The following is a 23,680-nucleotide window of genomic DNA, read 5'->3' on the forward strand; positions in this document are numbered from 1 at the left end:
AACCGCGCCCGCGTCCCGCATGAATCTCCCCGCCAGCCTGCCGCTGCTCGTGCTCGCGCTGACCGTCGAGGCGGCACTCGGCTATCCGCAGCGCTTCTATGCCGCAATCGGCCATCCCGTCACCTGGATCGGACGACTGATCGGCATGCTCGACCGGTCGCTCAACCACGAGACCGCCTCCTTCGCCGCTCGGAAGGCGGCGGGCGTGCTCGCATTGGTGCTGCTGCTGGCCATCACCGTCACGCTGTCCGCGCTCGTCCAGCATATGTGCCTGTCATTCGGGCCACTCGGCCTCATCCCGCTCGCGATGCTTGCCTCGACGCTCATCGCCCAGCGCAGCCTCTACGAGCATGTCGCGCGCGTCGCCGAGGGGCTGGAGCGGGAAGGACTCGAAGGCGGGCGGAAGGCCGTGTCGATGATCGTCGGGCGCAACCCGCAGACGCTGGACGAGGCTGGAGTCTCCCGCGCGGCGATCGAGAGCCTCGCCGAGAATTTCTCCGACGGCATCGTCGCTCCCGCCTTCTGGCTCGGTGTCGGCGGGTTGCCGGGCATCACCGCCTACAAGGCAATCAACACCGCCGATTCGATGATCGGCCACCGCACGCCGCGCCATCTCGCCTTCGGCTGGGCGGCGGCGCGGCTCGACGACCTCGTCAACCTGCCGGCCTCACGGTTGACCGCGCTGCTGCTGGTCGCCTCGGCAACGCTCGACAAGACGGCGGATGCCGGCGGCGCCTGGCGGGCCGTGCGCCGCGATGCCGGCCAGCATCGCTCGCCCAATGCCGGCTGGCCGGAAGCCGCTATGGCGGGGGCGCTCGGCCTCAGGCTCGCCGGACCGCGCGTCTATGGTGAGACCCGCGTCGAAGACCACTGGATGGGCGATGGCCGGGCCGAAGCCAACGCAGCCGATATCCGTCTCGCGCTTTTGCTCTACAGGCGCTCCTGCGGCCTGCTCTGGGCACTGGCAGCCCTGCTGGCAGCCCTGCTGGCAGCCGCAGTACTGCGCTGAGCTTCAGTTCGGAACCGGCACAGCGCGGCGCGCGATCGCCTGCAAGTCGGCGCCCTGTGGAAGCGAACCAAAGTGGCCGGACCAGCCGCCGGCCAGCCGCGAGGCGACGAAAGCATCTGCCACCGCGTGTGGCGCGTGGCGGATCAGCAATGAGGCCGACAAGCCAAGCGCCATGCGCTCGACGAAGCGGCGCGCCAGATACTCGTGCTTAAGCACATCGACCAGATCGGTCTCCAGCTCGGCGAGGAAGGCGTCGTAGCGCGGATCGCTGCCGCGGGCCGCCCGCAATTCGTCGAGCAAAGCCGGCACGCAATCGGGGTAGCGGCGGATCGAGCGCAGCACGTCGAGGCAGACGACGTTGCCCGTGCCCTCCCAGATGCCGTTGAGCGGCGCCTCGCGATAGAGCCGCGCCATCAGATGATCCTCGATGAAGCCGTTGCCGCCATGGCATTCGAGCGCCTCGACAACGACCGGCGTGGCGCGCTTGCAGTTCCAGTATTTGGCGATGGGTGCGCCGATGCGGCCGATCAGCTTCTCCGCCTCGCTCGCGCCCTCGCGGTCGAGCGCATGAACGAAACGGAAGGCCAGCCAGGCCGAGGCTTCCACCTCCAAGGCGAGATCGGCAATCACGTTCGCCATGATCGGCTGATCGATCAGCGCCTTCTGGAAAGCACGGCGATGGGCGGTGTGATGCGCCGCCTGCGCCACCGCATGACGCATCAAACCGGCCGAGCCCACCGCGAAATCGAGTCGCGTGAAATGGTTCATCTCCAGCCCGGCACGGATGCCGTGGCCGGGCTCGCCGATCAGATGCGCGATCACGCCGCGGAATTCGACCTCGGACGAGGCGTTCGACTTGTTGCCGCACTTGTCCTTGAGCCGCTGGATCTGCAGCCGGTTGCGCGAGCCATCCGGCAGCCAGCCCGGCACGACGAAGCAGGAAACGCCCTCTTCCGTGCGCGCCAGCGTCAGGAACACGTCGGAATGCGGGACCGAGAAAAACCATTTGTGGCCGGTGAGGGAATAGGTGCCGTCGGCATTGCGCGTCGCGGTGGTCTGGGTCTGGCGCAGATCCGAACCGCCCTGCTTCTCGGTCATCGCCATGCCGACCGTTCCGCCGCGCTTCTGCGCTGCCGGCAGCGGGCGCTGATCGTAGTCCGAGGAGGTGATCAGCTTGCCGAACTCGGCCCAGCGCGCGGGATCGCGCTGCAGGACGGGAATCGCCGAATAGGTCATGCCGAGCGGGCAGCAGATGCCGTTCTCGCCCTGGTTCCAGAGATAGGACACCGCGGCTCGCGCCACCTGCGCGCCGGGGCGCGGCCTGGTCCAGCACAGCGAATGGAACTCGTCGCGCATGGCGAGCCCCATCAACTCGTGCCAGGCAGGATGAAACTCGATCTGGTCGACGCGCCTGCCCCAGCGGTCATGGGTGCGCAGCTCCGGCAGGCTACGATTGGCCTGCCGCGCCAGGTCCTGCACGCGCTGCGAGCCGACATGGCCGCCGACGACGCTTGCCTGCTCGCGGAACCAGCCCGCACCGAAGCTATCGAGGATACGCCCCAGTGCCGGATCAGCCGCGAAGGCGTCGTAGTCCGAAAGCGCCGGCGCCTGATTCAGCACCTCGTGGGTGTCGTAGCCGTAAGCGTCGAGAGCGGTCATGCGGCTTGTCCTTCACGGGAGATCAAAGCGGCGAGGGAGAGATCGGCGAGTGCGGCGGCGATCTCGCGGCCGCGTTCGGGCGTGATCGGCCGCTCGGGCGAGAGCGGGCCGATCAGCGCTTCCATGAAACCGCCGACGATCATCGCGGCGGCGGCATCGGGATCGACCGTGCGGAAGGCGCCCTGCCCCTCGCCCTCGACGACGAGGGCGCGGAAAATGCCGGCGATCTCGCGGCGGTAGTCGAGCCGCGTCGCATCGACCGCCGGATCGGCAGGTTCGGCGATCATCGACCAGGCGAGACGCCGGTTGGCGAAGGCACGGCGGGCGAAGGCTTCGACCGCCGCGGTCAGGCGCTCCGCGACGGGGGCACCACTCGCGGCGATCTCGCGCAGCACCGCGAGTTCGCGCGACGAGACGGCCGCGACGATCTCGGCCATCAGCTCAGCCTTCGAGGCGAAGTACGAATAGACGCTGCCGGTCGAGACGCCGGCTGCAGAGGCCACTGCGGCGATCGACGTCTCGTGGAACCCGACCTCCGAGACGATCCTGCGGGCGGCGGCGAGAATCGCCTCCCGTTTCCCCGCCTTGCGCGGCTGCTTCGATGTTCCCTCGGCCATGCGCAATCCAAAATTGAATCTGAATTCAAATTCAAATTGAGAGCAAAACCGGTTGCCGTCAAGCGAGTGCCGGAAAGCCGATGTCGATATCACATTATGACCATGAGAATACCCGGAGATGGTCGGAGTCTGCTCGCATCAAATGAAGGCCGGCATTGATTTTGACCTCCCGTCAGGAGGTGGTCATGCCCGCATATTGGATCAAAGATGGCGAGAGACGCGTCGACGCACGACATGTCACGCGCCTGTTTCATCCGGCCGTCTACAAATGGATCGCCTGGCTCGTCGGGCTTTACCTCGTCGCGTCCTGGAACATCGCAGGGCAGCCTGACACCGACTATCTGATGCTGGTGGTGACCGGCGTCTTTCTGATGTCCTTTGTTTTGGCGTGGGCCTCGTTCAACACGAGCCTTCCAATCAAACGGGTCGGAGGCTCGGCTGAAGCGCAGCATGCGCCTGGCCTTTCCGATTGGTCGCGGCGCGAATTCGATGCCTATTCGGGCCGCCTTAAAGCCGCAGAGGCGGCGATTGAAGCTCTGCTGCCGATCGCCGCCGTAGCGTTCGGTATGGCAGCCATGGCGATCGCAACCAGCCTTGCGGACTAAGCGCTCCTTGAAGGGAGATATCCATATGAATCGCCGGCACGACTTCCAGCCATCCGTCACAGTCTTGATCGGTATTGGCGGCCTTTTCGATTGGGTTAGTTCCGTCGAGCGAGCAGCGGACGTGTTGCTCACATGGCCCCAGCACGGGATCGCCTGGAATGCTGCAGTGGACATGTGTCGACGCGCAATGGAGGGCGCAGCGACCGCCGGTCAGGCGCGCCGCGCCTTTGTCGAAGCCGCGCTCGCGAAAGGCAACCTGGTTCAGGGCTAGTCCGGACTGAGTGCATTTCAAAGGAAAGCCGCATTGACCGATGAGACTTGCCAAGGCGCAGCCCTACGAATGCTACGAGGAGATGGAATTCGACATCCCGTCGGCCGTCATGGTGATTGCTACGACCGCGACCCATTCGCATGGAGGAGATGCACCAGGCCATGCACGGCATGCGGCAGTGCCTCGAGCGCTTAGGTTCTCCGGATGGGGCCGGGCCGGTTGCAGTTCGGGATTTTAAAGTGACACCGCCGCGCGTCAGACCATGAAGCGCTCGCGGGAGGTCATGATCGAGCAGTTCAAGCTTTGCAGCGAAGGCCATCGCATGCCGGCTGGCGAGGTCTATGCCGCCGTGGAAGCGCCGAAGGGCGAGTTGGGGTTTATCTCGTCTCCGATCGAACCAGCCGGCCCTATCGCTGCAATATCCGTGCGCCTTCCTTCGCCATTTGCAGGCGATCGAGGCCATGACCCGCAAGCGCATGCTCGCGGACGTCGCCGCCATCATCGGCTCGTTGGACATCGTTTTCGGCGAAATCGATCGATGAGCACCTTCCAGCAACCAAACAGCGCGTGGAGAGATCTCATGAAACTGGCGGAAGCAAATATCCAGAAGGCCTTAAATCAGCTCAACGTCAAGGCCGTGCCCGCGGGGCACCCAATGGAAGCTAAGTTCTGCGAGACCTTCGGAGAGCATACGTTCTTCCTTGATGCCGAAGGACTCAGCGTCATCGAGCCCGTGGGAACGGTGTCAGAGGAGCAGCCCACCGGACAGGTCGTAAAACTGGCTAGCTGGCTCGACACTACATACACACAGCTCATGGTGCAGGAGCCGGAATTTACCGAGACCTTCATCGTTCTCGGACGTGCCGCTTAACGAGCCATTCCGCAAGAGCACGATATCGTGAGATTCCGACGAAGCTCTATGAGCGTCTTGTTTCAAACATCGGAGATCGAATGACATAAAGTCATCATGACATCATCATCTAATTTCAGGATTAAGTCGCGATACGGCCATCGTCATCTCCAATAATCAACGGTCATCCGTCGACTCGTGCGAGGTCGACGACTTGGTCACTGCTCTGGCAGGCGAGGTTCTTGCCTGAAGAGCTTTGTATCGGAGGCTGACATGACCATGAGGATCATGAGAAGGACTCTTATCGCAGCAGCATCCGCACTTGCCCTGGCGGCTGGCAGCGTCGGGGCGTCTTCGCCCGCTTCGGCCCATCCCGCTGCCTTGATTCCGCTGGCCATCGCTGCCGGCGTCGGCGGTGTTGGGCTAGGTGCGGTTGCCGCATCCGCGGCGCCTCGCGGCACAACCGTCGTCGTGCCCGAGCGGCAGGAATATCAAAGCTACTATGGGCCGTCGGCGCCGGCGGTCGTGGATCAGGCTCCTTGCTATTGGACCCGGGCAGCCATCAACGGGGTGATGCGGCGGGTGCAGGTGTGTGACTGACCCTTGCGTCCCGGGCCGCCTGGGCGCGGCCCGGGAATCTCGTTCAGCAGGTAAGAACGCTCCCGATCAGCTCTAGCCGGTCTGGCTATGTTGACCACCCGGGCGCGATATACCGAGGAGCGCTTTGCCTGCCGGGCCACTGCTGGCGGCGATGGCCGCGTCGCTGAGCGCCAGAATGCCGACGAGCCTTTTGTCGCGATCGACAACAGGCAGGCGGCGCACCTGAATGTCGGCCATGTTCTCCAACACCTCAGAGACCTCCTGATCGTCGAAGCAATATCTGATCTCATGGCTCATGACCTCGCTGACCGGGGTCAGAGGGACTTTTCCTTCGGCGACGCCGCGAATGGCGATATCGCGATCGGTGATCATTCCGACCAGCCGGTCATTGTCCCCTACCGGCAGCACCCCGACATCAAGGCCAGCCATGAAGCGGGCAGCTTGCTGAATGGTCTCGTGCGGATTGGCCACGCAAACTTCGTGCGTCATCACTTCGCTGACTCGCATAGCGATTTCCTTTGTCCGTCGGCTGGATGAGAGCGGTGCCGCAACTTGGAAGCACCGTATCGACTGTCGCTATATCGACTGTCGCTATCCGTGGAACGACGAACGCCTCTTCTGGTTCCCGCAGACATCTGCCTTGTCTTTCGACCCGATTCAAAGACGATGGCCGCGCTTTCCGGCCCGTCACCGAGCACGGCCTCCCTATTGTCCGGAACTGGGAGCTTTCCGCGCGCCGACGGCGATCGCTTCGTCATTCGGCAGCGTGATCGCATCTCAGGAAACAACGCCGGAACGATTGTCGCGACGGCGGGCTGCGTCCGCCTCTTCAACGGACCGGGTTCAGCCTTCGGCTTCACCAGCGTCTATTGTCGGTTTTACGGCAGTACCAAACTCCACGCGTGGCGAGGAAACGGGGAAAGAAAGCCTCGCCGCAATGAGCTTGTTGCCATCGCCGCCCCGCATGGAGTGCCTCCATCTGGAGGCCCTTGGATTGAACTGACCTCCTGCGGAGCGGTTCCACCGTAGCCACTCCAAGGCCACGTGCTGACCGAGCTTGCAGCAGTCAATGGATCATCGAATCCGGAATAACTTTTCCTGAAGACGCCATCTCGCCCCGGGGCAGGTGAATCTGTCGAATCCTTGTGATCGTTGAGGCGCTCTTCCGCAATTGTTGACGGAAATGCATACGATTTTCTCTCCTTTTCATCTGCGACGTCGCTTCGACGGCAATGAAGCCGGGGGCATAATCCTGCCGATGTTTCGACCTAAAAAGATAAAGACTGATGCTTGCCTCCACGATGAAGGGAGCAACGATGCCCGACATTTCGTTCCTGGTCGCCGCCTTCAACGCCGAGCAGACCCTCGAAGCGGCTGTCATCTCGGCGCTGGCTCAGCAGAACGTTACCGTCGAAGTCATCGTCGTCGACGACATGTCGCGTGACGGCACTTTGGCGTGCGCCACGACATTGGCGCGGAATGAGCCCCGGATTACGGTCCTTGCTCAGGAAAGCAACAGAGGTCCCTCAGCGGCACGCAATCGAGCCCTTGCGGCGGCACGCGGCGACTGGGTCGCCATCCTCGATGCCGATGACTACATCGCGCCCGAGCGGAGCGAGCGGCTCATCGCACTGGCCAATGACCATTCCAGCCAGATCGTCGCCGACAACATGATGCACTTTCGGGATGGGGAGCCGGAGGTCACCTGGCCGTTCCTGCCGGGGCAAGATGGAGATCCGCCGTTCACGGTCGGTCTGGCCGATTATCTCGACCGCAACAGGATGACGAGTGGGGACGCGACGCTCGGCTACCTCAAGCCCATGTTCCGACGCGATTTTCTAAGCGCGAACGGCATCGTCTATGATGAGGAATTGCGTGTGGGCGAAGATTTCAATTTCGCCCTCCAGGCCCTGTCTGCAGGCGCGCGCTTCACCATCACGCCTCAGGCGCTGTATTCTTATCGCATCATGGCGGGTTCGCTCTCGCGTAGCCTAACAGCTTCGGATCTCGAGCAGTTGCTGATCGCCAATGATCGTCTTCTCGCCGAGAAGCTTGCGGAACCCAGGTTGCGTGAGGCGAGTGCGGCCTACAGGCGGGCGGCTCAGGACCTGACCGACTATTGCGCATTCCGGATGGCTGTCAGGCAAGGTCAGTGGCCCTCCGCTCTGCGGCGAGCGACCGCGCCGCGTCTGTGGGGCACGCTGGTCCAGATGCTGCTTCATGCCGGGCGGCGCGGATATGTCCGGCGCCGCGCGACCCGGCTCGCCGTGGACCGCCGGCGCCTGGTCGCAGCGGCATGAGGCAGGAACGCGCTGGGGCCGATCCGAGCCAGTCACTCAGTGGGACGATGGACCGGCCCGATACATGGCGGCCGCTGCGGACGGCCTGAACAGCTTTCGCATGGTTCTGAACACTCCTGGAACGCGCCAGCGCAGCCGGGTTTTCAGCTGCAGAAGATGCTGATCGACGCCACGTGGCCGGGGCGGTGTCGGCAGCCGCTGCGCAGGAATGCGGGAAGCTCGGGCGGCCGTGAAGAACAGGGCGCTGTAGTGCACGCGATAGGCGGCATTCCAGGGCTTCAGCGAGGTGGTGTAATGCACGATGCCCGGCGCGGCGCGGCGCCTTTCGTAGGCGATCTCGTCAAGACCTAGAAAAGCCGCCGGGACGTCGGCGCAGCGCGGCTGCCAATTCCATTGCGGATCGAGGAAACGCACCTCGCCGCGCAACGCCATGTTGAGCGCATCCTGATCCATCCAGGTCAGCTCATGTCCGCGGCGCGCAAGAATGTCGAAGACCCGTCTTTCGCAGTCGCGGGCGCGCCAGCGCTGCATGTCGATCAGGAGAACTCCCGAATTGAAGTAAGGCTCATCCTGGGTGAAGCCGATCTGGACCGGGTCCTGATGGAACGGATCGGCGACGGCTGCCAGCGTCGCATCGCCCAGATCCGCCTGCCAGAGCGGAGCGACGTTACGGCAGGCGATGGTATCGGCGTCGAGATAGAGCAGGCGCCGGTAATGCGGCTCGACGAAACGCTGAAGGATCAAGCGAATGTAGATGCTCCGGCTGAAGTTTCTGGTGACGGGCAGGTTCCCGAACAACCCGTCATCGAGGTCGACGAAGCGCAAGACGCAGTTCGGTCGCGCCTCCAGCATCGGAGCGAAGATCGCCTGCGACAGCGCCGGATCGCGCTGGAAGGCAGCCACGATCACCTCGAAGCGGTCTCCCGGCGCATTGTCGAGCAGCGAAGCGAGCGAGATCGCGGCCTGTGCGACATACGCATCGTCGACGCAGTAGAGAACAACGATCGGCTCGGTTGGCATCGAGAGTGGTTTCTCCGTTACCTGAACGCCTTCGATCCCAAATGCAGAGGCTGGGAGGCATCGGACAAGAAGTTCCGGCCGGCCGCGCTGAACGCGCCCAGAAGGAGGCGCGGAGACAGCTTGCGTCGTAATACGAAATAGCCGCCGACCAGGAGCTTGCGCAGGAATTCGAACATCAGCGCAGGCCTGCGCCCGGCATGACGAGCCAAGACGATCAGCGCGCCGCGATAATATTTGGCGGCCGATGCCTGATCCGGTTCCGGATGGGCGATCAGGGGCCGGTTGACCATGCCGGCTCGCCCGGCGGCAAGCAGGGCGCGGATGGCGTAATCGGTATCTTCGCCGCCGCCGTTGACGGTCCCGACCCCCAGATCCGGATCGAATTCGCCCACCCGCAGAAAAACCGATCCGCGCACGAACATGCTGTTGGACGTGGTCAACCGCACGACCTCGCGGACGGCTGCCTGCCTGACCTCTTCTGCCTCGATCGGCTCATCGTCCGGCTGTCGCTTCACGCGGCAGATCAGGACATCGAGATCTGGAAGCGTCGCGAAGGTATCGGCCAGCGAGGTGCCGACATGGTCGGGATACCAGCAATCATCGTCCGGAAAGCCAATAACGTCATCATTGTCGGGGACAGCTTCGGCCAATGCCGCCGCGATCAGCCGATTGCGTGCCGTCGAAAGCGAGCATCGCCCCGCAACGGCTGTCAGGCGGCAATAGGGTGGAACCCATTTACGCAGCTTCGCAAGTTTGGCACTCGCGCAGTTCTGCAGCAGGACATAAAGGCGGACATCCGCGCCATTCCGGACATTGCGTTCGATCGAGATGAGCAGTTGCGCGAACTCCAACCCTCTGTGTCCTTCGAGATCGGTCGTCGAGAACAGGATCAAGGTCATGACCTTCCTCCTCGTTTGAATGTTTACGCCTGCGCCAACAGGATCGATCCGGCCCCCGTCCGGCGCAGGACAAGGCCATAGACAGCCAGGACGCAGACAAGGACCGCCGAACAGGCTGCAAGCCATTCGGCGAAAGGCATGGCCGGTGAGATGAAGGCGAGAAGCCCGAGTGCCGCGACCGGCACGAAAGGCGAGGCCACAGCGAACGCCAGGATGCCGGGCGTGAAGGCGAAAGCCCGGCCGGCAAGGTGCGACAGCACCAGCAAGGCGCCGAATTCCGACAGCGCGGCCACGAAGATGAAAAGCTCGAGATTGCGCCCGAGATAGAGGCAAAGCGCCGCTGGAAGGATCGAGATCGCGGATAGGATCGAGCCCCAGCTGATCAGCCGCGTGGTCCCATTCGCATAGGCTGCCGGGGAGGGCAGCAGCAGCAGGATCTTCACCCCGACACTGATGCCGGCCAGGCACATGAACAGGCGCGAAGGCTGGTAGGTCGAGCCGAACACCAGGCCCAGCGCGCGATCCCCCAGAAGGGCCAGACTCCACCCATAGAGGAACGCGATGGCGGACAGGCAGAGCACCCAGGCATCGAGCAGGGGCCCGGCCGCCTTGTTCCGGTCCCGCTGTTCGACGAACAGCGGCAGGAAGGCGCTCGTCAGGAAGCGGGCCAGGATGCTGCGCGGTAGGGTCGCCGTACCATAGGCCACGTTGTAGAGGGCCAGCGCGGCCGGGCCGAGCCACGCACCGACGAGCAGCCGATCACAGGTCGTCAGCGCCACGGCAGCACCGTTGAGCAGCAGCGGACGCCCGAAAGCCGCTGCCTCCCGAGCCGTTTCGGGCTGCCATCCCAGCCGATAGGGAATGGGTGACAGGAGATGGGAGAGCAGCAGGGTCACGGCCGCGGCGGCGGTCATGCCGATGATCATCGCGGCCATGCCGGCACCCATCATCGCTGCCGCGACGGTTGCCGCAAGCCCGACGATCTGGGACGAGGCGATGACCAACGCCTCGCGCGTGAAGGCGTAACGACGCACCATTTCCTTGACGCCCAGGTTCTCGAAGCCGCGCATCAGCACGACCGGGCCGAGCAACGCGTAGAGCCAAATGGAGGAGGGGGCGGCGAAGACATGCGCGACCAGCGGCGAGATCACGATCAGGATCAGCGCCAGCCAGGCCGAGCGGATCAGTGCCATGCTCTGCAACGTCGCCATCGCCCCGGCCGATGGCAGCGCCTCCGGCTTGCGGACGGCGAAGATGGGCAAGCCGAAATCCGACAGAACCTCAACCAGCCCGATGACGACGGCCAGCGAAATGGCAAGCCCGAACTGCTCTGGCGGCAGAAAATGCGCCAGCGCGATGTTGCGCAGCAGGGGGGCGAACGCCTCGACCAGATTGGCGAGAAGCAGCGGCGTGCTCGACGCGAGCTTGCGGTCCATTCGCTCGCCGGTGGGAACGATCAGCGCGTCGTCCGACGTGGTGATTGTCGAATGGGTCATGCGCGCGTCACTCCGAGAGCAACGAGCGTCGCCTCGTCGAACTGTCGGCTGTCTCGCGACACCAGACCGAAATCGGCGCTGTTGTCCCAGAGCGCCCAGCCCCAGCCATGGCTGGCGAAGGCCCGGCGGGATGCGGCGAGCCAACGCAAGCGCGCCTCACGTGGCGCCCCGCGAAAGACCCCCATCTCGCCGACATAGATCGGAAGCTTGCCGTGGCTCTCGCTCCAAGCCGCCAGTTGGGTGAGCGGAGCCAGCAGAAGCGCCTCGGTGAACTGTCCCCTGGCGATCTGGTCTTGCAGGATCGCGCGGTCAGATGGCGATGACGCCGCCGCGGCGCTGGCAGATTCAGCCATTTCGGGAGCGATCGGCCAGGCCAGATCCTTGATCCGCCCAGCCACGTCCCAGGTCCAATCGGCCGCTTGATGCGTGAACAGCAGCGGCGCGTAATGGTGAATGGTATAGATCAGACCGTCGTGCCGATAGGGCTCGCGCTTCGTCAGGTCTTCCGCCCCGCTCCATCCACCGGCATTGACGACGAGCTGCCGCTTCGGGGCGACCTCTCGCAGCGCGACCACGATACGTTCCTGAAGCGCCCACCAGGTTTCACCGTTCAGGGGTTCAGGTTCGTTCAGGATCTCCAGGGCGAGCTGATCGGGAGCGATCGGTGCCAGTCGTCGCGCGAGCAATACCCAATTCGCCACGAGACGGTCTGCATCTTCGGAGTTCTGATACCTGTCCTTGCTGGAACCGACTGGATGCATGTCCAAGACGATGCCTAGCTTCTCGGACGTGATCATCGCCAGCGCTTCCAGCAGGCGAGCGGTCACCGTCTCGTTCAGTTTGGGGGCACCGGACGGGGCGAACACGGCGTCGGGCTCGATGCCAAGCCGCACATGCGTGAAACCCGCCGTCGCAATGCGCGCGATATCGGGACGTGTGACGAAGCGGGCCAGATGATCCACTCCATACCCGTTCATGCTCTGGGCGAACCAATGGGACAGGTTGATCCCGCGCGACAGATTGGGTCCGACGGAGGCGGAATGCTGGGGCGCGGCCCTGGAGACCGCTGTCGAAGCCGCCATTGCCGCACCGGTCAGCGCGCCGAGGGCCTTGCGGCGATTGATCGCTCCCATTTTCTCGCCCATTTCCGGTCTCATGGCGCCGCTCCCGGCTGGGCGGGCGGAATCACGGGCTGCACGGTTGAGCCGTTGGCAGGGACATCCGCTGCGAGAGAGACCTCGATGGTGTCGCCGGGCTGGACCGGACTATCTTCGGAGACGATCTTCGAGCCGCCGCCTGCGGCAGCGGAATGGAAGACGGTGATGACAGGCTTGGCGCCGCTTCCGCGCACCAGCTGGGAGCGGATGATGCCGGTATAGGTGAGCTGCTCGCTGACGGTTTGAAGCTGCGACCGAGCTTGCGTGAGGGCCGCCGTCGCTTCTTCGAGGCCCTTGAGCATCTCGGCGCGCCGCTTTTCGACATAGCGACCGATATTGCGTTGCGCCTCGTCGCGCTCGCGGGTGACGTTGGTGAGCTGCACCGTGGTCTGCAGCGCCTGTGTCGACGAATAGAGAAACAGCCGCCGCGATTCCGACAGGCGGTCCATCGGCACGACCCCGCGTGCGGAGAAGTCCTTCAGCTTCTTGTAGTCCGTGTCATCGGCGGCGACGTTTTCGGTGTCCTTGCCCTTTCGATCCTTGAGCAGAGCGATCTGCTCGTCGGCAACCTTGACCGCGTTGCGCAGAAAGCCGAGTTCCTGGTTCAGGCCGTTCTTGTCGAGCTCAAGCTGCTGGCGCGCCAGATTGCGCAACTGCTCCAATTGATCTTTCGGCAGCGGAGCCTGGGTCATTTCCTCCAGGGATTGCGACGGGACGGGTTGTTCCGAGAGATGGGCAAGTTCCTCATGCAAGCGCCAGATCTGGCTTTGCGCCTGCACGTAACGCAGCCACTGGGTTTGATAATCACTGCGTAGATCCGCCGATTTGAGGAACGGATTCTCCGCCCTGAAGCGCATGATCTCGTAGCCCCCGGCCAACGCTACGGCCTGTCGAACCGTGAGGCCGGGACGGTAGGTCTGCTGTCCGGGTTGGGTGACATCGCCATTGAGATAGATCGGGCGATATTCGGCGATCACCAGCGTGATGGCGTCCGGGGAAATCGCGCTGACATTCTCGCGCCCGTCCAGTCCACGCTGTTGATAGAGCTTGCGCGAGAGCTCTTCCTTCACACGCGCCAGGACGGTCTCGAGATCGAGGCCTGCAACCTTCGTCGGGCGCATCATTGGAAGCACGATCTTGCCGTCGGGATCGACCACGCTCTTGGAGCGGAAGTCAGGCAGGCCAACGACGCTGAGCTCCAGGATATCACCCGGTTGCAGCTTGTAGCCGGCCGAGGGCTGCGCCGCCGCTTGCGGTTGAGATGGCGTCTGCGCCTGGGTCTCTGCACTGGCATGCAAGACAAGGCAAAGACTCAAGCCTCCGGCAATCACACAACGCGTAAACATCATGTCTGACACCCTCCCCGTCCGCCGGAAGTTGCGACTTCACAGCGCTTGAGCAAACGCGGATCAGTGGATTGGAAGCCTTCAATAGGCCGATGGGCTGAAGAGCATTTCGCGCATCGTCGCCGCGAGAATGCGAAGGTCAGAGCGCAAGGACGCCGACTGGATGTAAGCCAAGTCGTAGGCAACCCTGCGCTCCATATCCTCCAGCCTCGGGGTCGCGCCCCGAGCGCCATTGATCTGGGCCAGACCGGAAAGGCCCGGCAACACAGCAAAACGCAGCGAGTAATTGGGAATGCGCGTCACATAATAGGCATCGTGCTCCGCTGCATGAGGACGCGGGCCGACCAAGGACATGGTGCCGTTGAGGACATTCAGCATCTGCGGCAACTCGTCGATGCTGGTGCGGCGAATGAAGCGCCCGAAGGACGTCACGCGCTCATCGCCCCGACGGGCCTGAACAATGGCTTCCTGCGCTTTCGGCTGCAGCTTCATCGACCGAAACTTGTAGATGGTGAAGGTGCGCCCGCTGGCGCCAGTCCTGGTCTGGCGAAACAGCGCCGGCCCCCGAGAACTCAGGCGAATGATCAAGGCGACGATGAGAAGCAGAGGCGACAGGATCGCCAAAATCGTCAGCGCTCCCCCGATGTCCAACATCCGCTTTTGGTAGGACAGAAGATAAGGGTTGAGCTCCTCGTCTCCGGTTTCGTTCGATCCGTGCCGGTCTTTCTGCGTTTTGCTTTTTGGAAACGCCCAAAACCTCGAGCTGTAGGTTGTCGTCGTATATCGAGTGAAGGCCCCTCGGCCTGAAGTGGCAGCAGGTCCACGATTGGGGTTGGATGTGAGGTTACGGTTAGGCCTGGTTTGGGATGCGGGGTTCATGACCACCTCCTGAGGCTTGGTTGCCTCATGGCTATCGCCGGACTTGTGTCGCCATCCGTGATGTTTGGGCTGTTGCGCGAAACCTCGCCCCCCTTCTCAGGCAAGTCAATCGTAAATTTCGCGATCATCCGTAGATGATAGATGATTCTTCATGATACAATTTTGAATTTATCCAGCAATAACAGCCAGATGACCTCTATTAATTCATTAATAATTTGTTACATGTGAGCGAATCGCCAAAATTCGCCTGATAATTACCTAGAAAATATCCAAATTTTGCTTGTGTTCTGCCATCCACCCTACCCAGCGTCCGGCCAATACATGCATCCCCGGGGTCGTGCTGAAAAGCATGCCCGCACCGAGATGGCGCCAGGATGGACCTACGTTACCAGGACGGACCGCCAGCAGCGCGTGACATACGCCTCCCTGCACGGGATATGCGGCCTGCGGGGCGCGACACGTACAAGGATGGCGGTCGCGCGATGCCTCCGCCCGCGCCGATACCAGCGACGCGGGTATTGGCGCTTCGCTGGCCGATGATCGCAACGATGACACTCGCCTTTCTGGCTGTCGGGATCGCCTATATCCAAGTGGCCCCGCGCCAGTATCGAGCGGCGGCTCTAATTTCCGTCGATACCAAGGCAGACGCTGTGGTGCGGGCGCCGGCCCAAGCTCCCGATTTCAACATCCAGTCTGCCAATATCGACGGGCAGGTGGAAATCCTGCAATCGGAAGAGCTGGTTCGCCAGCTTGCTGACAGCATCGCCGAAGACCCCGCTTTCGTCGCAGCCCTTCAACCCACAGGACTATCGCTGGCTGCACTAAGGAACGGAGTGAAGAGCTGGCTGCAGTCGAGCAGCGGGGATGATTCCGGGCAGGCAAACGTACGCATGCTGCAGTCTCAGACCTCGATCAAACGGGTGGGTCTGACGAATCTCATCGAAATTTCGGCTACTGCCGCAAACCCCGATGCGGCCGCGAAGCTCGCCAATGCCTATGCCAACGTCTTCATCGCTGATCAGCTGAAGCGGCGCGAGGATGTCGCGCGACGGACGAGCCAGGCCCTGCAGGCCCGGGCGGAGGAACTCCAGCGCAGTGCTCAAGACGCGCAGAACGCCGTCGAGCAGCTCAAGTTCGGAGGTTCGCAGCAGGACGAGAATGCGGCCGCGGCACGGGTCCGGCTGCAAACTCTCGAGAGTACCGCGCGCGCCTATCGGGATGTGCATGACCGGTTTCTCGCTCGCTATGTCGAGACTTGGCAGCAACAATTCCTGTCGGTGCCCGAGGCGCAGGTCGTCAGCCGGGCCTTCCCACCTAACTCGAAATCCTGGCCGCGGGAGCTTTTGATCCTTTCGGCCGCTCTCCTCCTCGGTGTGTCACTGGGCTCGATCATGGCCCTCGTCCTGAGGTGGCCCAAGTCAGCCAAGGAGGACTGAGAGCGGATTCGATCAACCGCGGCGGCGATTGAAGCGACTGGCGACGACAATGACTGGCGACGAAGGAGAAACTTCATGCTGACCAGCGTCGACATTCTGGGTGTTCGTGTCCATTCAGGCACAACCGACAGCGTTATCGCTCATATCGATGACCGCTTGCGATCCGGTCTCGAAACCCGCGTTGCCTTCCTCAATGCTCATCTGTCGAATCAATGTGCGCGTGATCGGGAGATGCGGCGGGGCCTGCGAAACTTCCTCGTCCTCAATGACGGAATTGGCGTGGATGTCGCGCGTTGGTTGCTTTACGGAGCCAAATTCAGAGAAAATCTTGCCGGTTCGGATTTCGTCACCGCATTTCTCGACCGAACGGCTGTTGATTTGAAGATCTATCTGCTCGGGGCACGTACAGAGGTCGTCTCGCGAGTAGCCGAGCGTCTGAACCGGCAATGGCCACGCCATGAAGTTGTTGGGTTTCACCACGGCTTCCTCAATGAGGATAGCGAGAAAGGCTTAGCGGAACATATTTCGCGAACACATCCCGACCTGGTGCTCGTGGGCATGGGCAATCCGCGTCAGGAGCGATGGATCGCCCGCCACGTGCCGGAAGTCAGTCCCTTTGCGATGGCGATCGGTGCCTGGTTTGATTTCTATTCGCAAACGATGCCGCGGGCGCCACAATGGGTGCGGAGCATGCGGGCGGAATGGGTCTATCGTCTCTGGCGCGAGCCGCGACGGCTCGCGGGGCGCTACCTTGTTGGCAATGGAGTGTTTCTGACTCGTTTGGCGGGGCGTTGGCTGGCTCAGCACACCCCCTTGGAACAGGGTTCCGGGCACGGCAGAAGGCCATGACGTGATCCTGACCGAAACTCGGGCGGTGCTGACGATTACGGCCGGGGCCATGCTCCTGGCTGTTGTGGGCACTCTCGCCGCCGGCGCCGCCATCACTGGGGATGTTCTTGCGCTGGGATGTCTGCTGGGCGCCGTCGGCGTGCCGGTCGGACTGATCTTCGTCGAGCGCGCAATCGCTTGGGATGGCCGGCACGCCTACAGGATGATCATCGTTCTGACGATCATCCTCAGCGCGGTTTTCCGGCTGCGCGCCATCGACGACAAATCGATCGATGTCCAGATCATGCTCAAGCTCCTGGCCATCGGGCTTACCGGCCTCATGGCTGCGGTAGCCATTCTCAGAATCGGATTGCGGAATCACGACCGGGCATTTTTCGTCTGGTGCGCATTCTTCGTCTACATGATGCTGACGTCGTTCATCACGGCTACGCCGGCCCTTGCGCTGGTGGAGACGAGTTCCAACCTGGCGGCGTTTCTGCTGCTCTATGGTGCGGCCTGCCTGCTGAACCGAGAGAATCTCGTCAGAGCACTGATCGCCTCCTGTCTCATCCTGTGCCTGCTGTCCATCACGGCCTATGTTATCGTGCCGTCGCTCGGACGCATGAGCGATTGGGTGAACGGAGCTTTCGTGCCGACATGGCGTCTACAGGGCGTCTTCGGCACGGCCAACGCCGCGGGCGGTGCCGCAGCGGTTGGAATCATCCTGGCCTTGCTGACGCCCGCCCTGTCGGGAAATCGATGGCTGCGCATCGCAGCGCTCGGCGTGTTCGCCGCCTGCCTCCTGCTGAGCAACAATCGGATGGCGATGGCGGGCCTGGGGGCAGCGCTACTTTACGCCAATTGGGTCAAGGGCAACCAGGCACTCAAGCTTGCGATCGCCGCTTTCGTGGTGAGTTTGGTCCTGCTGGCCTACCTTGGAACTGGCGACGAGCTCCTCGAACTCCTGTCCCGTTCCGGATCGTCCGACGAGATCACAAGCGGCACTGGACGCACGCGCATCTGGAGCGTCGTGCTACAACTCTGGTCGGAACAGCCACTGTTCGGCTACGGGGCTGGTGCAGCCAAATACATTCTGCCCAAAAATCCCTTGCTGTTTGCTGCCGCCGCCCATGCACACAATCTCTTCCTGAACATCTTGTTTTCCGGCGGCGTCGTTGGGCTGTTGCTGTTCGTCTACGGGGTGGGGGCGGTCGCGTGGCGAGCTGCAAGCGGGAAAGACCACCGGACGATCGCCCTGCTCATCTTTTTTATGGTCTACGGCATTACCGAGCCGACAATCGGCGGGCTGGTTTCGTTTGTGCCGATGGCGTTTTGCGCAGCGGTGATTCTTGGGATAGCTCCGCCCCCAGGGCGTGTCGCAGGTGGGTCTCGGAATGAGCCGCCGAGGCAATGGGCACCGCTTTGATAACGGAGCCGATCACGCTCCGTCACAGAGAGGGCTTGTCGCGTTTTGCGGTGGAGTGCTCACGCCTGTGGCCACGGCCGAATGCCCATCCGGCAACGACATAGACAAGCTGCATAACGACAAGTCCGGCGAAGGTTTTGCCTGTTGCGGTCCATCCATCATCGCCGGCAAGCATCAGGCCGGCTGCCCCAATCGGAAGGAGCACGATTCCGGCAAGAGCCAACACGATCCAGTTCATTCTGGCGATCGCGCCGGTTAAACCGATAGCAGCGGTTAGCAGAAAATACCAAATCATGTCGGGAGCATGTCAGGTTTCAAGCCGCAAAGCCACCGGCCAGCAGAGTCAATAATATAATGCCCTATGGGATTTGCTTGGTGTTACAGGCGCGAATATTGCCAAAAAAGCGCGCTCAACGGCGGCCGGATGAGCCTGTCATCCACATCTGGCACAGGACGAAGCGGCGCCGCCGACAGGACGCCTCCCAGTTGCCCGAGGCACGGTTGAGCGCGTCACTCTGCAGGGCAGCGACCCGGATAACTATGGCGAGTGTTGTTGCATCGCGATGACGGAGATGGCCTCTATAGCCAGTTTGCCCGAGGGCGCGGCCGTCGCTTGAAGCGAGCCAGCGATAACCGGATCAGTTTGCCTCGATCCTTCGTCATGATCGCACAGCCAGCGACGATGTAGGCAAGCCGCTCCCGTTCGGTATCCCGGCGATCTTGCGCGATGCCAGGCTTTAGCACCGCCCAGGCCGCCTCCAGTGCAGCCTCGGTCAGCCGCATCTCGATTGGATCGCGCAACAACAGGAAAGCATCGGAGACATGAGGCGAGTTCGTTTGCATTGAACATCCTATGCCCGCCCCAAATCTTGAAATGACCCCAGTTGAGATGGCAAACCTCACCGATTGCCTGCGGTTCCATGTGCTGCAAAAATGCCCAGCAACCGGCGCATTCTCGCCGCGGAGCCAATCGTAAATTGCACTCTGCTTGGAAGCGTTGTCCCTTGACCAAGCAGTTGTCTCCATGCCGGTATTTGGACATGACCGCTGCGACGCATGTTGACGCCACGAGGCGGGGACAAATCATGCATGCCGGAAAAGGTATACTCGCCCTGCGCAGCGGGCGCAGGATACCGCTCACCTACAAATTCGGCAGCGATTTCTGCTCCGCGATACCACCGCTGCCGATCCGATGGCACTCCAGGACAGAGTGAGCGTCTTGTGCGACGATGGGACGGAAATCGTCGCGGCCGTCTTGCATTCCAGTGATCAATACTTGGCAGTCACCGGCCGGGTAAAATCGCCATTAGCCGCTGAGTAGAAGCGTCTGCCCTCATCAAGTGAGATCAGGCGCTCTCGAATGCCAATCAATCTTCCTCGGCGTTCAGAGGTGGATCCGACTCCGTGAGCGCAGAGCCGGTCCTCAGAACTCGATGCCTTCCTGCGCCTTCACGCCCGCTGCGAAATGGTGCTTCACCAGCGTCATCTCGGTGACGAGATCGGCCGCCTCGATCAGCTCCGGCTTGGCGTTGCGGCCGGTGACGACGATGTGGAGGTCCGGGCGGCGCGCAGCCAGCGTCGCAACCACCTCGCCAAGCGGCAGATAATCGTAGCGCAGGGCGATATTGAGCTCGTCAAGAACCAAGAGCCTGATCTCCGGATCGGCCATCAGCTCCTTCGCCTTGGCGAAGGCGCGTTCGGCGGCGGCGATGTCGCGGGCCTTGTCCTGCGTCTCCCAGGTGAAGCCCTCGCCCATGCTGTGCCAGCTCACCTGATCGCCGAAGGCCTCCAAGGCCTTGCGCTCTCCGGTCGACCAGGCACCCTTGATGAACTGCACCACGCCGATCCGCCAGCCATGGCCGAGCGCGCGCAGGATCAGGCCGAAGGCCGCCGTCGACTTGCCCTTGCCGGGGCCGGTATTGACGATCAGCAGCCCCTTCTCGAGCGTCTTGGAGGCGACCTCGGCGTCCTGCACCGCCTTGCGCTTCTCCATCTTCGCCTTGTGGCGGGCGGCGTCTTCGGTATCGGTCATCACTTCACCTGCATCGGCAATCCGGCGACCATGAAGACCACGCGGGCCGCACGCGCCGCAAGCGCCTGATGCAGCCGCCCGGCCTCGTCACGAAAGCGGCGGGCCAGCGCGTTCTCCGGCACGATGCCGAGCCCGACCTCGTTGCCCACCAACACGAGTGGGGCCGAAACGCGCTCGCAAGCGGCGATCAGGGCCCCGCGCGCAGCAGCCGTGTCACGCTCTGCGAGGATCAGGTTGGTCAGCCAGAGCGTCAGGCAATCGACCAGGATCGGGCGACTGGCCGGCTGAGCGGCGATGGCTTCGGCGAGGGCCAGCGGCGCATCGACGGTTTCCCAACCGGCGCGGCGGCGGGCGCGATGCTCGGCGATGCGCTCCCGCATCTCGTCGTCATAGGCCTGCGCGGTGGCGATATAGGTCCAAGGTGACGGCAACGCCTCGATCAGCGCCTCGGCATGGCGGCTCTTGCCGGAGCGGGCGCCGCCGAGGACCAGGGTGAGATGGGAGATTTCGCTCTGCATCGCATGCGCCGTCGATTTCGCGATCCCGCGTCGGGAGACCTCCAACGTGCATTGCACAGCGACGCGGTGATGGCTAATGATGATCGGTGACGGTGCCTCCGCAAGGAGGTGAAAAGGGAACGCGGTGAGACACCGCGGCTGCCCCCGCAACTGTAAGCGGGTGTTCCCCGCCATCGGCCACTGGAGCGACCGCTCCGGGAAGGCGGTGGGGGACATCGAGCCCGTGAGCCAGGAGACCTGCCGTCGACCCGCAGAGTTCCAACCGGCTGCCGGCGGGGCGGCCAAGGAGAGCACGATGAACACCGTTTCGGTTTCCACCACCCAGACCAGCGTCTCGGAGCGCGTCAAGGCCGTCGCGGCCGCGCTCATCGTCGGTATCGCGCTGGTCTACACGACCGGCTTCGCGGCCTCGACCAACGTCCATAACGCCGCGCACGATACCCGCCACGGCCTCGCCTTCCCCTGCCACTGAGGGAAGCACTCCATGGTTACGCGTGTTCTCACGGTCAGCCTTCTGGCCGGGCTTCTGGCTGGGCTGATCGTCGCCGCCCTCCAGCATGTCACCACCACTCCACTGATCCTCAAGGCGGAGACCTACGAAAGCGCCATGATGGCGCCGACGCCGTCGCATGCCGCCTTCGACGGCGGGGCGCGGATCATCCTCGCCCATGGCGGTGCCGATCATGCTGCCGGCGCCGAGCATGACGAATGGAAGCCGCAGGACGGCGCCCAGCGCATGCTCTTCACCAGCGCCGCCACGATCGGGACCGCGATCGGCTTCGCCGCGTTGCTGCTTGCCGGCATGCTCGCGGCCGGCGACACCATCGATCAGCGTCGCGCGCTGATCTGGGGCGCCTGCGGCTTCCTCGCTTTCGGCCTCGCACCGGGGATGGGGCTCGCGCCGGAGTTGCCGGGCGCGGCCTCGGCCGCGCTGCGGGAACGCCAGCTCTGGTGGATCGGGACCGCGATCGCCACGGCGATCGGCCTCTTCCTGTTCCTGCGCCACGAGGCGCCGTGGCTCAAGCTGCTGGCCGTCGTCGTGATCCTGCTGCCGCACATCGTCGGGGCGCCGCATGCCCCCACGCCAGAGAGCAAGGTGCCGGCCGAGCTCGCCGCGCATTTCACCTCGCTTTCGCTCGGCATCCAGGCGGCGCTCTGGCTGGTCACCGCCTTCGCGGTCGGCACGCTCTGGCCTTGGGCAAGCCGCCGCGCCGAAGCGCGCTAGGCAGTGGGCGCGGCGAAAGCCGCGCCCGAAAGGCAAGCCATGTCCGAGGGAGACCTCACCATCCATGTCTGCACAGCGTGCAGACGGGCGCGCGCCGATCTGCCGGAGGGCTACGACCAGCCGGGGCTGGCGCTCGCCGAGGCGCTGGCCGAGCGCCTCATCGCCAAGGGCAGCGCGATCCCCGTGCTGCCCGTCGAATGCCTCGCCGTCTGCAAGCGGCCCTGCACCGTTGCCTTCGCGGCCGACGGCAAATGGACCTATCTGATCGGCGACCTCGAGACCGATACCCATCTCGACGAGATCGTCGGTGCGGCGGAGGCCTATGCCGCCAGCGCCAACGGCATCGTTCCCTGGAAAGAGCGGCCGCAGTCCTTCCGCAAGGGCGTGGTCGCGCGCGTGCCGCCTTTGCCGGCGCGCCAGCAAGGATGACAGCATGAACGCTCCGCAGACCACCGACCTCGGCAAGACGACGCTTAGCAAGACCCCTTGCACCATCATCACCGGCTTCCTCGGCGCCGGGAAGACGACGCTGGTGCGCCATCTCCTCGAGAATGCCCAGGGCAAGAAACTCGCGGTGCTCGTCAACGAGTTCGGCGACCTCGGCTTCGACGGCTCCTTCCTCGCCGGCTGCGGCATCGAGGGCTGCTCCGAGGACGATGTGGTCGAGCTGCCGAACGGCTGCATCTGCTGCACCGTCGCCGACGATTTCGTGCCGGCGCTGGAGAAACTGCTCAACCGGCCGAACCCGCCCGAGCACATCCTGATCGAGACCTCAGGTCTCGCCTTGCCGAAGCCGCTCGTCACAGCTTTCAATTGGCCGGCAATCCGTTCGCGGGTCACCGTCGACGGCGTCATCGCCGTGGTCGACGGCCCGGCGGTCGCCGAGGGCCAGTTCGCCGACGATCCGGAAGCGCTCGCCGCGCAGAAGGCAGCCGACGCTTCCGTCGAGCACGACAACCCGCTCGAAGAGGTCTTCGAGGACCAGATCCTCTGCGCCGACCTGATCCTGCTCAACAAGAGCGATCTCGTCGACGAGGCTGGCCGCGCGCGGGTCAAGGCCGAGATCGCCGAGCATCTGCCCAGGGCGATCAAGATCGTCGAGACCGCGCATGGCAAGGTCGAGCCGGCGCTGATCGTGGGCTTAAGCGCCGCTGCCGAGAGCGACCTTGCCGCCCGCCCGTCGCATCATGGCGAGGGCGAGCACGATCACGACCATGACGATTTCGACTCGGTCGCCGTGCCGCTGCCGGCAGGCTTGTCGTCGGAAGAATTGTCGGCGCGCGTCGCTAAGGCGGCCGAAGCCGAGGGCGTGCTGCGACTCAAGGGCTTCACCGCCGTGCCGGGCAAGCCGATGCGGCTCGTCGTGCAGGGTGTCGGCCGGCGCGTCGGCCATCATTTCGACCGGCCCTGGGGCGCGAGCGAAGCGCGCGACGGGCGCCTCACCGTGATCGGCCTCAAGGGCTTCGACCTCAAGGCCGTGGAAGCGGCGCTCGCGGGGGCGTAAATC

General features: G+C 63.5%; 27 protein-coding genes, 1 pseudogene and 1 riboswitch. Of the genes and pseudogenes, 14 read left to right on the forward strand and 14 right to left on the reverse strand.

What is annotated here, in order from left to right; all coding sequences use genetic code 11:
* Positions 1-19 precede the first annotated feature (19 nt).
* Positions 20-1,009, forward strand: coding sequence for an adenosylcobinamide-phosphate synthase CbiB (gene cbiB / locus CE453_RS26980; RefSeq protein ID WP_089177401.1), 990 nt, complete (start codon positions 20-22; stop codon positions 1,007-1,009).
* Between the two features lie 3 nt (positions 1,010-1,012).
* Here cbiB and CE453_RS26985 read toward each other — a convergent pair whose 3' ends face one another.
* Both CE453_RS26985 and CE453_RS26990 read right to left on the reverse strand, forming a co-directional pair.
* Positions 1,013-2,668: an acyl-CoA dehydrogenase family protein gene (locus tag CE453_RS26985; RefSeq protein ID WP_089177402.1), complete on the reverse strand. Its 1,656-nt coding sequence runs from the start codon at positions 2,666-2,668 to the stop codon at positions 1,013-1,015.
* Positions 2,665-3,285 (reverse strand): TetR/AcrR family transcriptional regulator, encoded by a 621-nt coding sequence (locus CE453_RS26990; protein WP_089177403.1) that lies wholly within the window; start codon positions 3,283-3,285, stop codon positions 2,665-2,667. The genes CE453_RS26985 and CE453_RS26990 overlap by 4 nt, the downstream gene beginning before the upstream one ends.
* A gap of 185 nt (positions 3,286-3,470) precedes the next feature.
* Between CE453_RS26990 and CE453_RS26995 the strand changes: the two genes are divergently transcribed.
* From CE453_RS26995 to CE453_RS27015, 5 genes and pseudogenes are all read left to right on the forward strand, one after another.
* Positions 3,471-3,890 carry a hypothetical protein gene (locus CE453_RS26995; RefSeq protein WP_157733220.1) on the forward strand — a complete coding sequence of 140 codons (420 nt, stop codon included), beginning with the start codon at positions 3,471-3,473 and terminating at the stop codon, positions 3,888-3,890.
* Between the two features lie 25 nt (positions 3,891-3,915).
* Complete coding sequence (locus CE453_RS27000; protein ID WP_089177405.1) at positions 3,916-4,161, forward strand: DUF982 domain-containing protein; 246 nt, start codon at positions 3,916-3,918, stop codon at positions 4,159-4,161.
* A gap of 283 nt (positions 4,162-4,444) precedes the next feature.
* Positions 4,445-4,626, forward strand: a pseudogene (locus CE453_RS29675) (NADH-quinone oxidoreductase subunit D-related protein).
* A 115-nt stretch (positions 4,627-4,741) separates the two neighbouring features.
* Positions 4,742-5,032: a hypothetical protein gene (locus CE453_RS27010; protein ID WP_157733221.1), complete on the forward strand. Its 291-nt coding sequence runs from the start codon at positions 4,742-4,744 to the stop codon at positions 5,030-5,032.
* 252 nt (positions 5,033-5,284) lie between these two features.
* On the forward strand, positions 5,285-5,611 hold the full coding sequence (locus CE453_RS27015; RefSeq protein ID WP_089177407.1) for a hypothetical protein: 327 nt from the start codon (positions 5,285-5,287) through the stop codon (positions 5,609-5,611).
* Positions 5,612-5,683: 72 nt separating this feature from the next.
* Here CE453_RS27015 and CE453_RS27020 read toward each other — a convergent pair whose 3' ends face one another.
* Together CE453_RS27020 and CE453_RS28855 are read right to left on the reverse strand one after the other, a co-directional pair.
* Positions 5,684-6,118, reverse strand: a complete 435-nt coding sequence (locus tag CE453_RS27020) for a CBS domain-containing protein (RefSeq protein ID WP_089177408.1) — start codon at positions 6,116-6,118, stop codon at positions 5,684-5,686.
* Positions 6,119-6,677: 559 nt separating this feature from the next.
* Positions 6,678-6,938 (reverse strand): hypothetical protein, encoded by a 261-nt coding sequence (locus tag CE453_RS28855; RefSeq protein WP_157733222.1) that lies wholly within the window; start codon positions 6,936-6,938, stop codon positions 6,678-6,680.
* On the opposite strand from CE453_RS28855, the gene CE453_RS27025 reads away from it, so the two are divergent.
* Positions 6,928-7,911 carry a glycosyltransferase family 2 protein gene (locus CE453_RS27025; RefSeq protein WP_157733223.1) on the forward strand — a complete coding sequence of 328 codons (984 nt, stop codon included), beginning with the start codon at positions 6,928-6,930 and terminating at the stop codon, positions 7,909-7,911. The genes CE453_RS28855 and CE453_RS27025 overlap by 11 nt on opposite strands.
* A gap of 36 nt (positions 7,912-7,947) precedes the next feature.
* On the opposite strand, the gene CE453_RS27030 is transcribed toward CE453_RS27025, so the two are convergent.
* From CE453_RS27030 to CE453_RS27055, 6 genes are all read right to left on the reverse strand, one after another.
* Positions 7,948-8,931: a glycosyltransferase family 8 protein gene (locus CE453_RS27030; protein ID WP_089177410.1), complete on the reverse strand. Its 984-nt coding sequence runs from the start codon at positions 8,929-8,931 to the stop codon at positions 7,948-7,950.
* Positions 8,932-8,948: 17 nt separating this feature from the next.
* A complete protein-coding gene (locus CE453_RS27035; RefSeq protein ID WP_157733224.1) occupies positions 8,949-9,956 on the reverse strand; it encodes a glycosyltransferase family 2 protein in 1,008 nt (335 codons plus the stop codon).
* Positions 9,854-11,326 carry an oligosaccharide flippase family protein gene (locus CE453_RS27040; RefSeq protein ID WP_089177412.1) on the reverse strand — a complete coding sequence of 491 codons (1,473 nt, stop codon included), beginning with the start codon at positions 11,324-11,326 and terminating at the stop codon, positions 9,854-9,856. The genes CE453_RS27035 and CE453_RS27040 overlap by 103 nt, the downstream gene beginning before the upstream one ends.
* On the reverse strand, positions 11,323-12,471 hold the full coding sequence (locus tag CE453_RS27045; protein ID WP_157733225.1) for a glycoside hydrolase family 5 protein: 1,149 nt from the start codon (positions 12,469-12,471) through the stop codon (positions 11,323-11,325). The genes CE453_RS27040 and CE453_RS27045 overlap by 4 nt, the downstream gene beginning before the upstream one ends.
* A gap of 8 nt (positions 12,472-12,479) precedes the next feature.
* Positions 12,480-13,832, reverse strand: coding sequence for a polysaccharide biosynthesis/export family protein (locus CE453_RS27050; protein WP_089177414.1), 1,353 nt, complete (start codon positions 13,830-13,832; stop codon positions 12,480-12,482).
* A 78-nt stretch (positions 13,833-13,910) separates the two neighbouring features.
* Complete coding sequence (locus CE453_RS27055; protein ID WP_248307891.1) at positions 13,911-14,708, reverse strand: sugar transferase; 798 nt, start codon at positions 14,706-14,708, stop codon at positions 13,911-13,913.
* Between the two features lie 482 nt (positions 14,709-15,190).
* Between CE453_RS27055 and CE453_RS27060 the strand changes: the two genes are divergently transcribed.
* The 3 genes from CE453_RS27060 (at position 15,191) to CE453_RS27070 (ending at position 18,398) form a co-directional block, all read left to right on the forward strand.
* A complete protein-coding gene (locus CE453_RS27060) occupies positions 15,191-16,144 on the forward strand; it encodes a Wzz/FepE/Etk N-terminal domain-containing protein (protein ID WP_282568770.1) in 954 nt (317 codons plus the stop codon).
* A gap of 75 nt (positions 16,145-16,219) precedes the next feature.
* A complete protein-coding gene (locus CE453_RS27065) occupies positions 16,220-16,993 on the forward strand; it encodes a WecB/TagA/CpsF family glycosyltransferase (protein WP_089177417.1) in 774 nt (257 codons plus the stop codon).
* Between the two features lies 1 nt (position 16,994).
* Positions 16,995-18,398: an O-antigen ligase family protein gene (locus CE453_RS27070; protein ID WP_089177418.1), complete on the forward strand. Its 1,404-nt coding sequence runs from the start codon at positions 16,995-16,997 to the stop codon at positions 18,396-18,398.
* Positions 18,399-18,420: 22 nt separating this feature from the next.
* Here the strand turns inward: CE453_RS27070 and CE453_RS27075 are convergent, their stop codons facing one another.
* From CE453_RS27075 to cobU, 4 genes are all read right to left on the reverse strand, one after another.
* A complete protein-coding gene (locus CE453_RS27075) occupies positions 18,421-18,693 on the reverse strand; it encodes a hypothetical protein (protein ID WP_089177419.1) in 273 nt (90 codons plus the stop codon).
* A gap of 284 nt (positions 18,694-18,977) precedes the next feature.
* The gene (locus CE453_RS27080; protein WP_089177420.1) at positions 18,978-19,241 is read right to left on the reverse strand and encodes a hypothetical protein; all 264 of its coding nucleotides are present in this window, start codon (positions 19,239-19,241) and stop codon (positions 18,978-18,980) included.
* A gap of 580 nt (positions 19,242-19,821) precedes the next feature.
* The gene (gene cobO, locus CE453_RS27085) at positions 19,822-20,430 is read right to left on the reverse strand and encodes a cob(I)yrinic acid a,c-diamide adenosyltransferase (RefSeq protein ID WP_089177421.1); all 609 of its coding nucleotides are present in this window, start codon (positions 20,428-20,430) and stop codon (positions 19,822-19,824) included.
* Positions 20,430-20,948: a bifunctional adenosylcobinamide kinase/adenosylcobinamide-phosphate guanylyltransferase gene (gene cobU, locus CE453_RS27090; protein WP_089178170.1), complete on the reverse strand. Its 519-nt coding sequence runs from the start codon at positions 20,946-20,948 to the stop codon at positions 20,430-20,432. The genes cobO and cobU overlap by 1 nt, the downstream gene beginning before the upstream one ends.
* Positions 20,949-21,021: 73 nt before the next feature.
* Positions 21,022-21,207, forward strand: a riboswitch (cobalamin riboswitch).
* A 36-nt stretch (positions 21,208-21,243) separates the two neighbouring features.
* Between cobU and CE453_RS27095 the strand changes: the two genes are divergently transcribed.
* From CE453_RS27095 to cobW, 4 genes are read left to right on the forward strand one after another with little or no spacing between them, the layout of a single operon-like run.
* On the forward strand, positions 21,244-21,420 hold the full coding sequence (locus CE453_RS27095; RefSeq protein WP_089177422.1) for a CbtB domain-containing protein: 177 nt from the start codon (positions 21,244-21,246) through the stop codon (positions 21,418-21,420).
* Positions 21,421-21,432: 12 nt separating this feature from the next.
* A complete protein-coding gene (locus tag CE453_RS27100; protein ID WP_089177423.1) occupies positions 21,433-22,173 on the forward strand; it encodes a CbtA family protein in 741 nt (246 codons plus the stop codon).
* Between the two features lie 39 nt (positions 22,174-22,212).
* Positions 22,213-22,602, forward strand: coding sequence for a DUF1636 family protein (locus CE453_RS27105; RefSeq protein ID WP_089177424.1), 390 nt, complete (start codon positions 22,213-22,215; stop codon positions 22,600-22,602).
* A gap of 4 nt (positions 22,603-22,606) precedes the next feature.
* Entirely contained in the window at positions 22,607-23,677 is a 1,071-nt protein-coding gene (cobW, locus tag CE453_RS27110) for a cobalamin biosynthesis protein CobW (protein ID WP_089177425.1), read from the forward strand.
* The last annotated feature ends 3 nt before the right edge of the window (positions 23,678-23,680 follow it).

The sequence above is a fragment of the Bosea sp. AS-1 genome (assembly GCF_002220095.1).
In the GTDB taxonomy this organism is placed as follows: Bacteria; Pseudomonadota; Alphaproteobacteria; order Rhizobiales; family Beijerinckiaceae; genus Allobosea.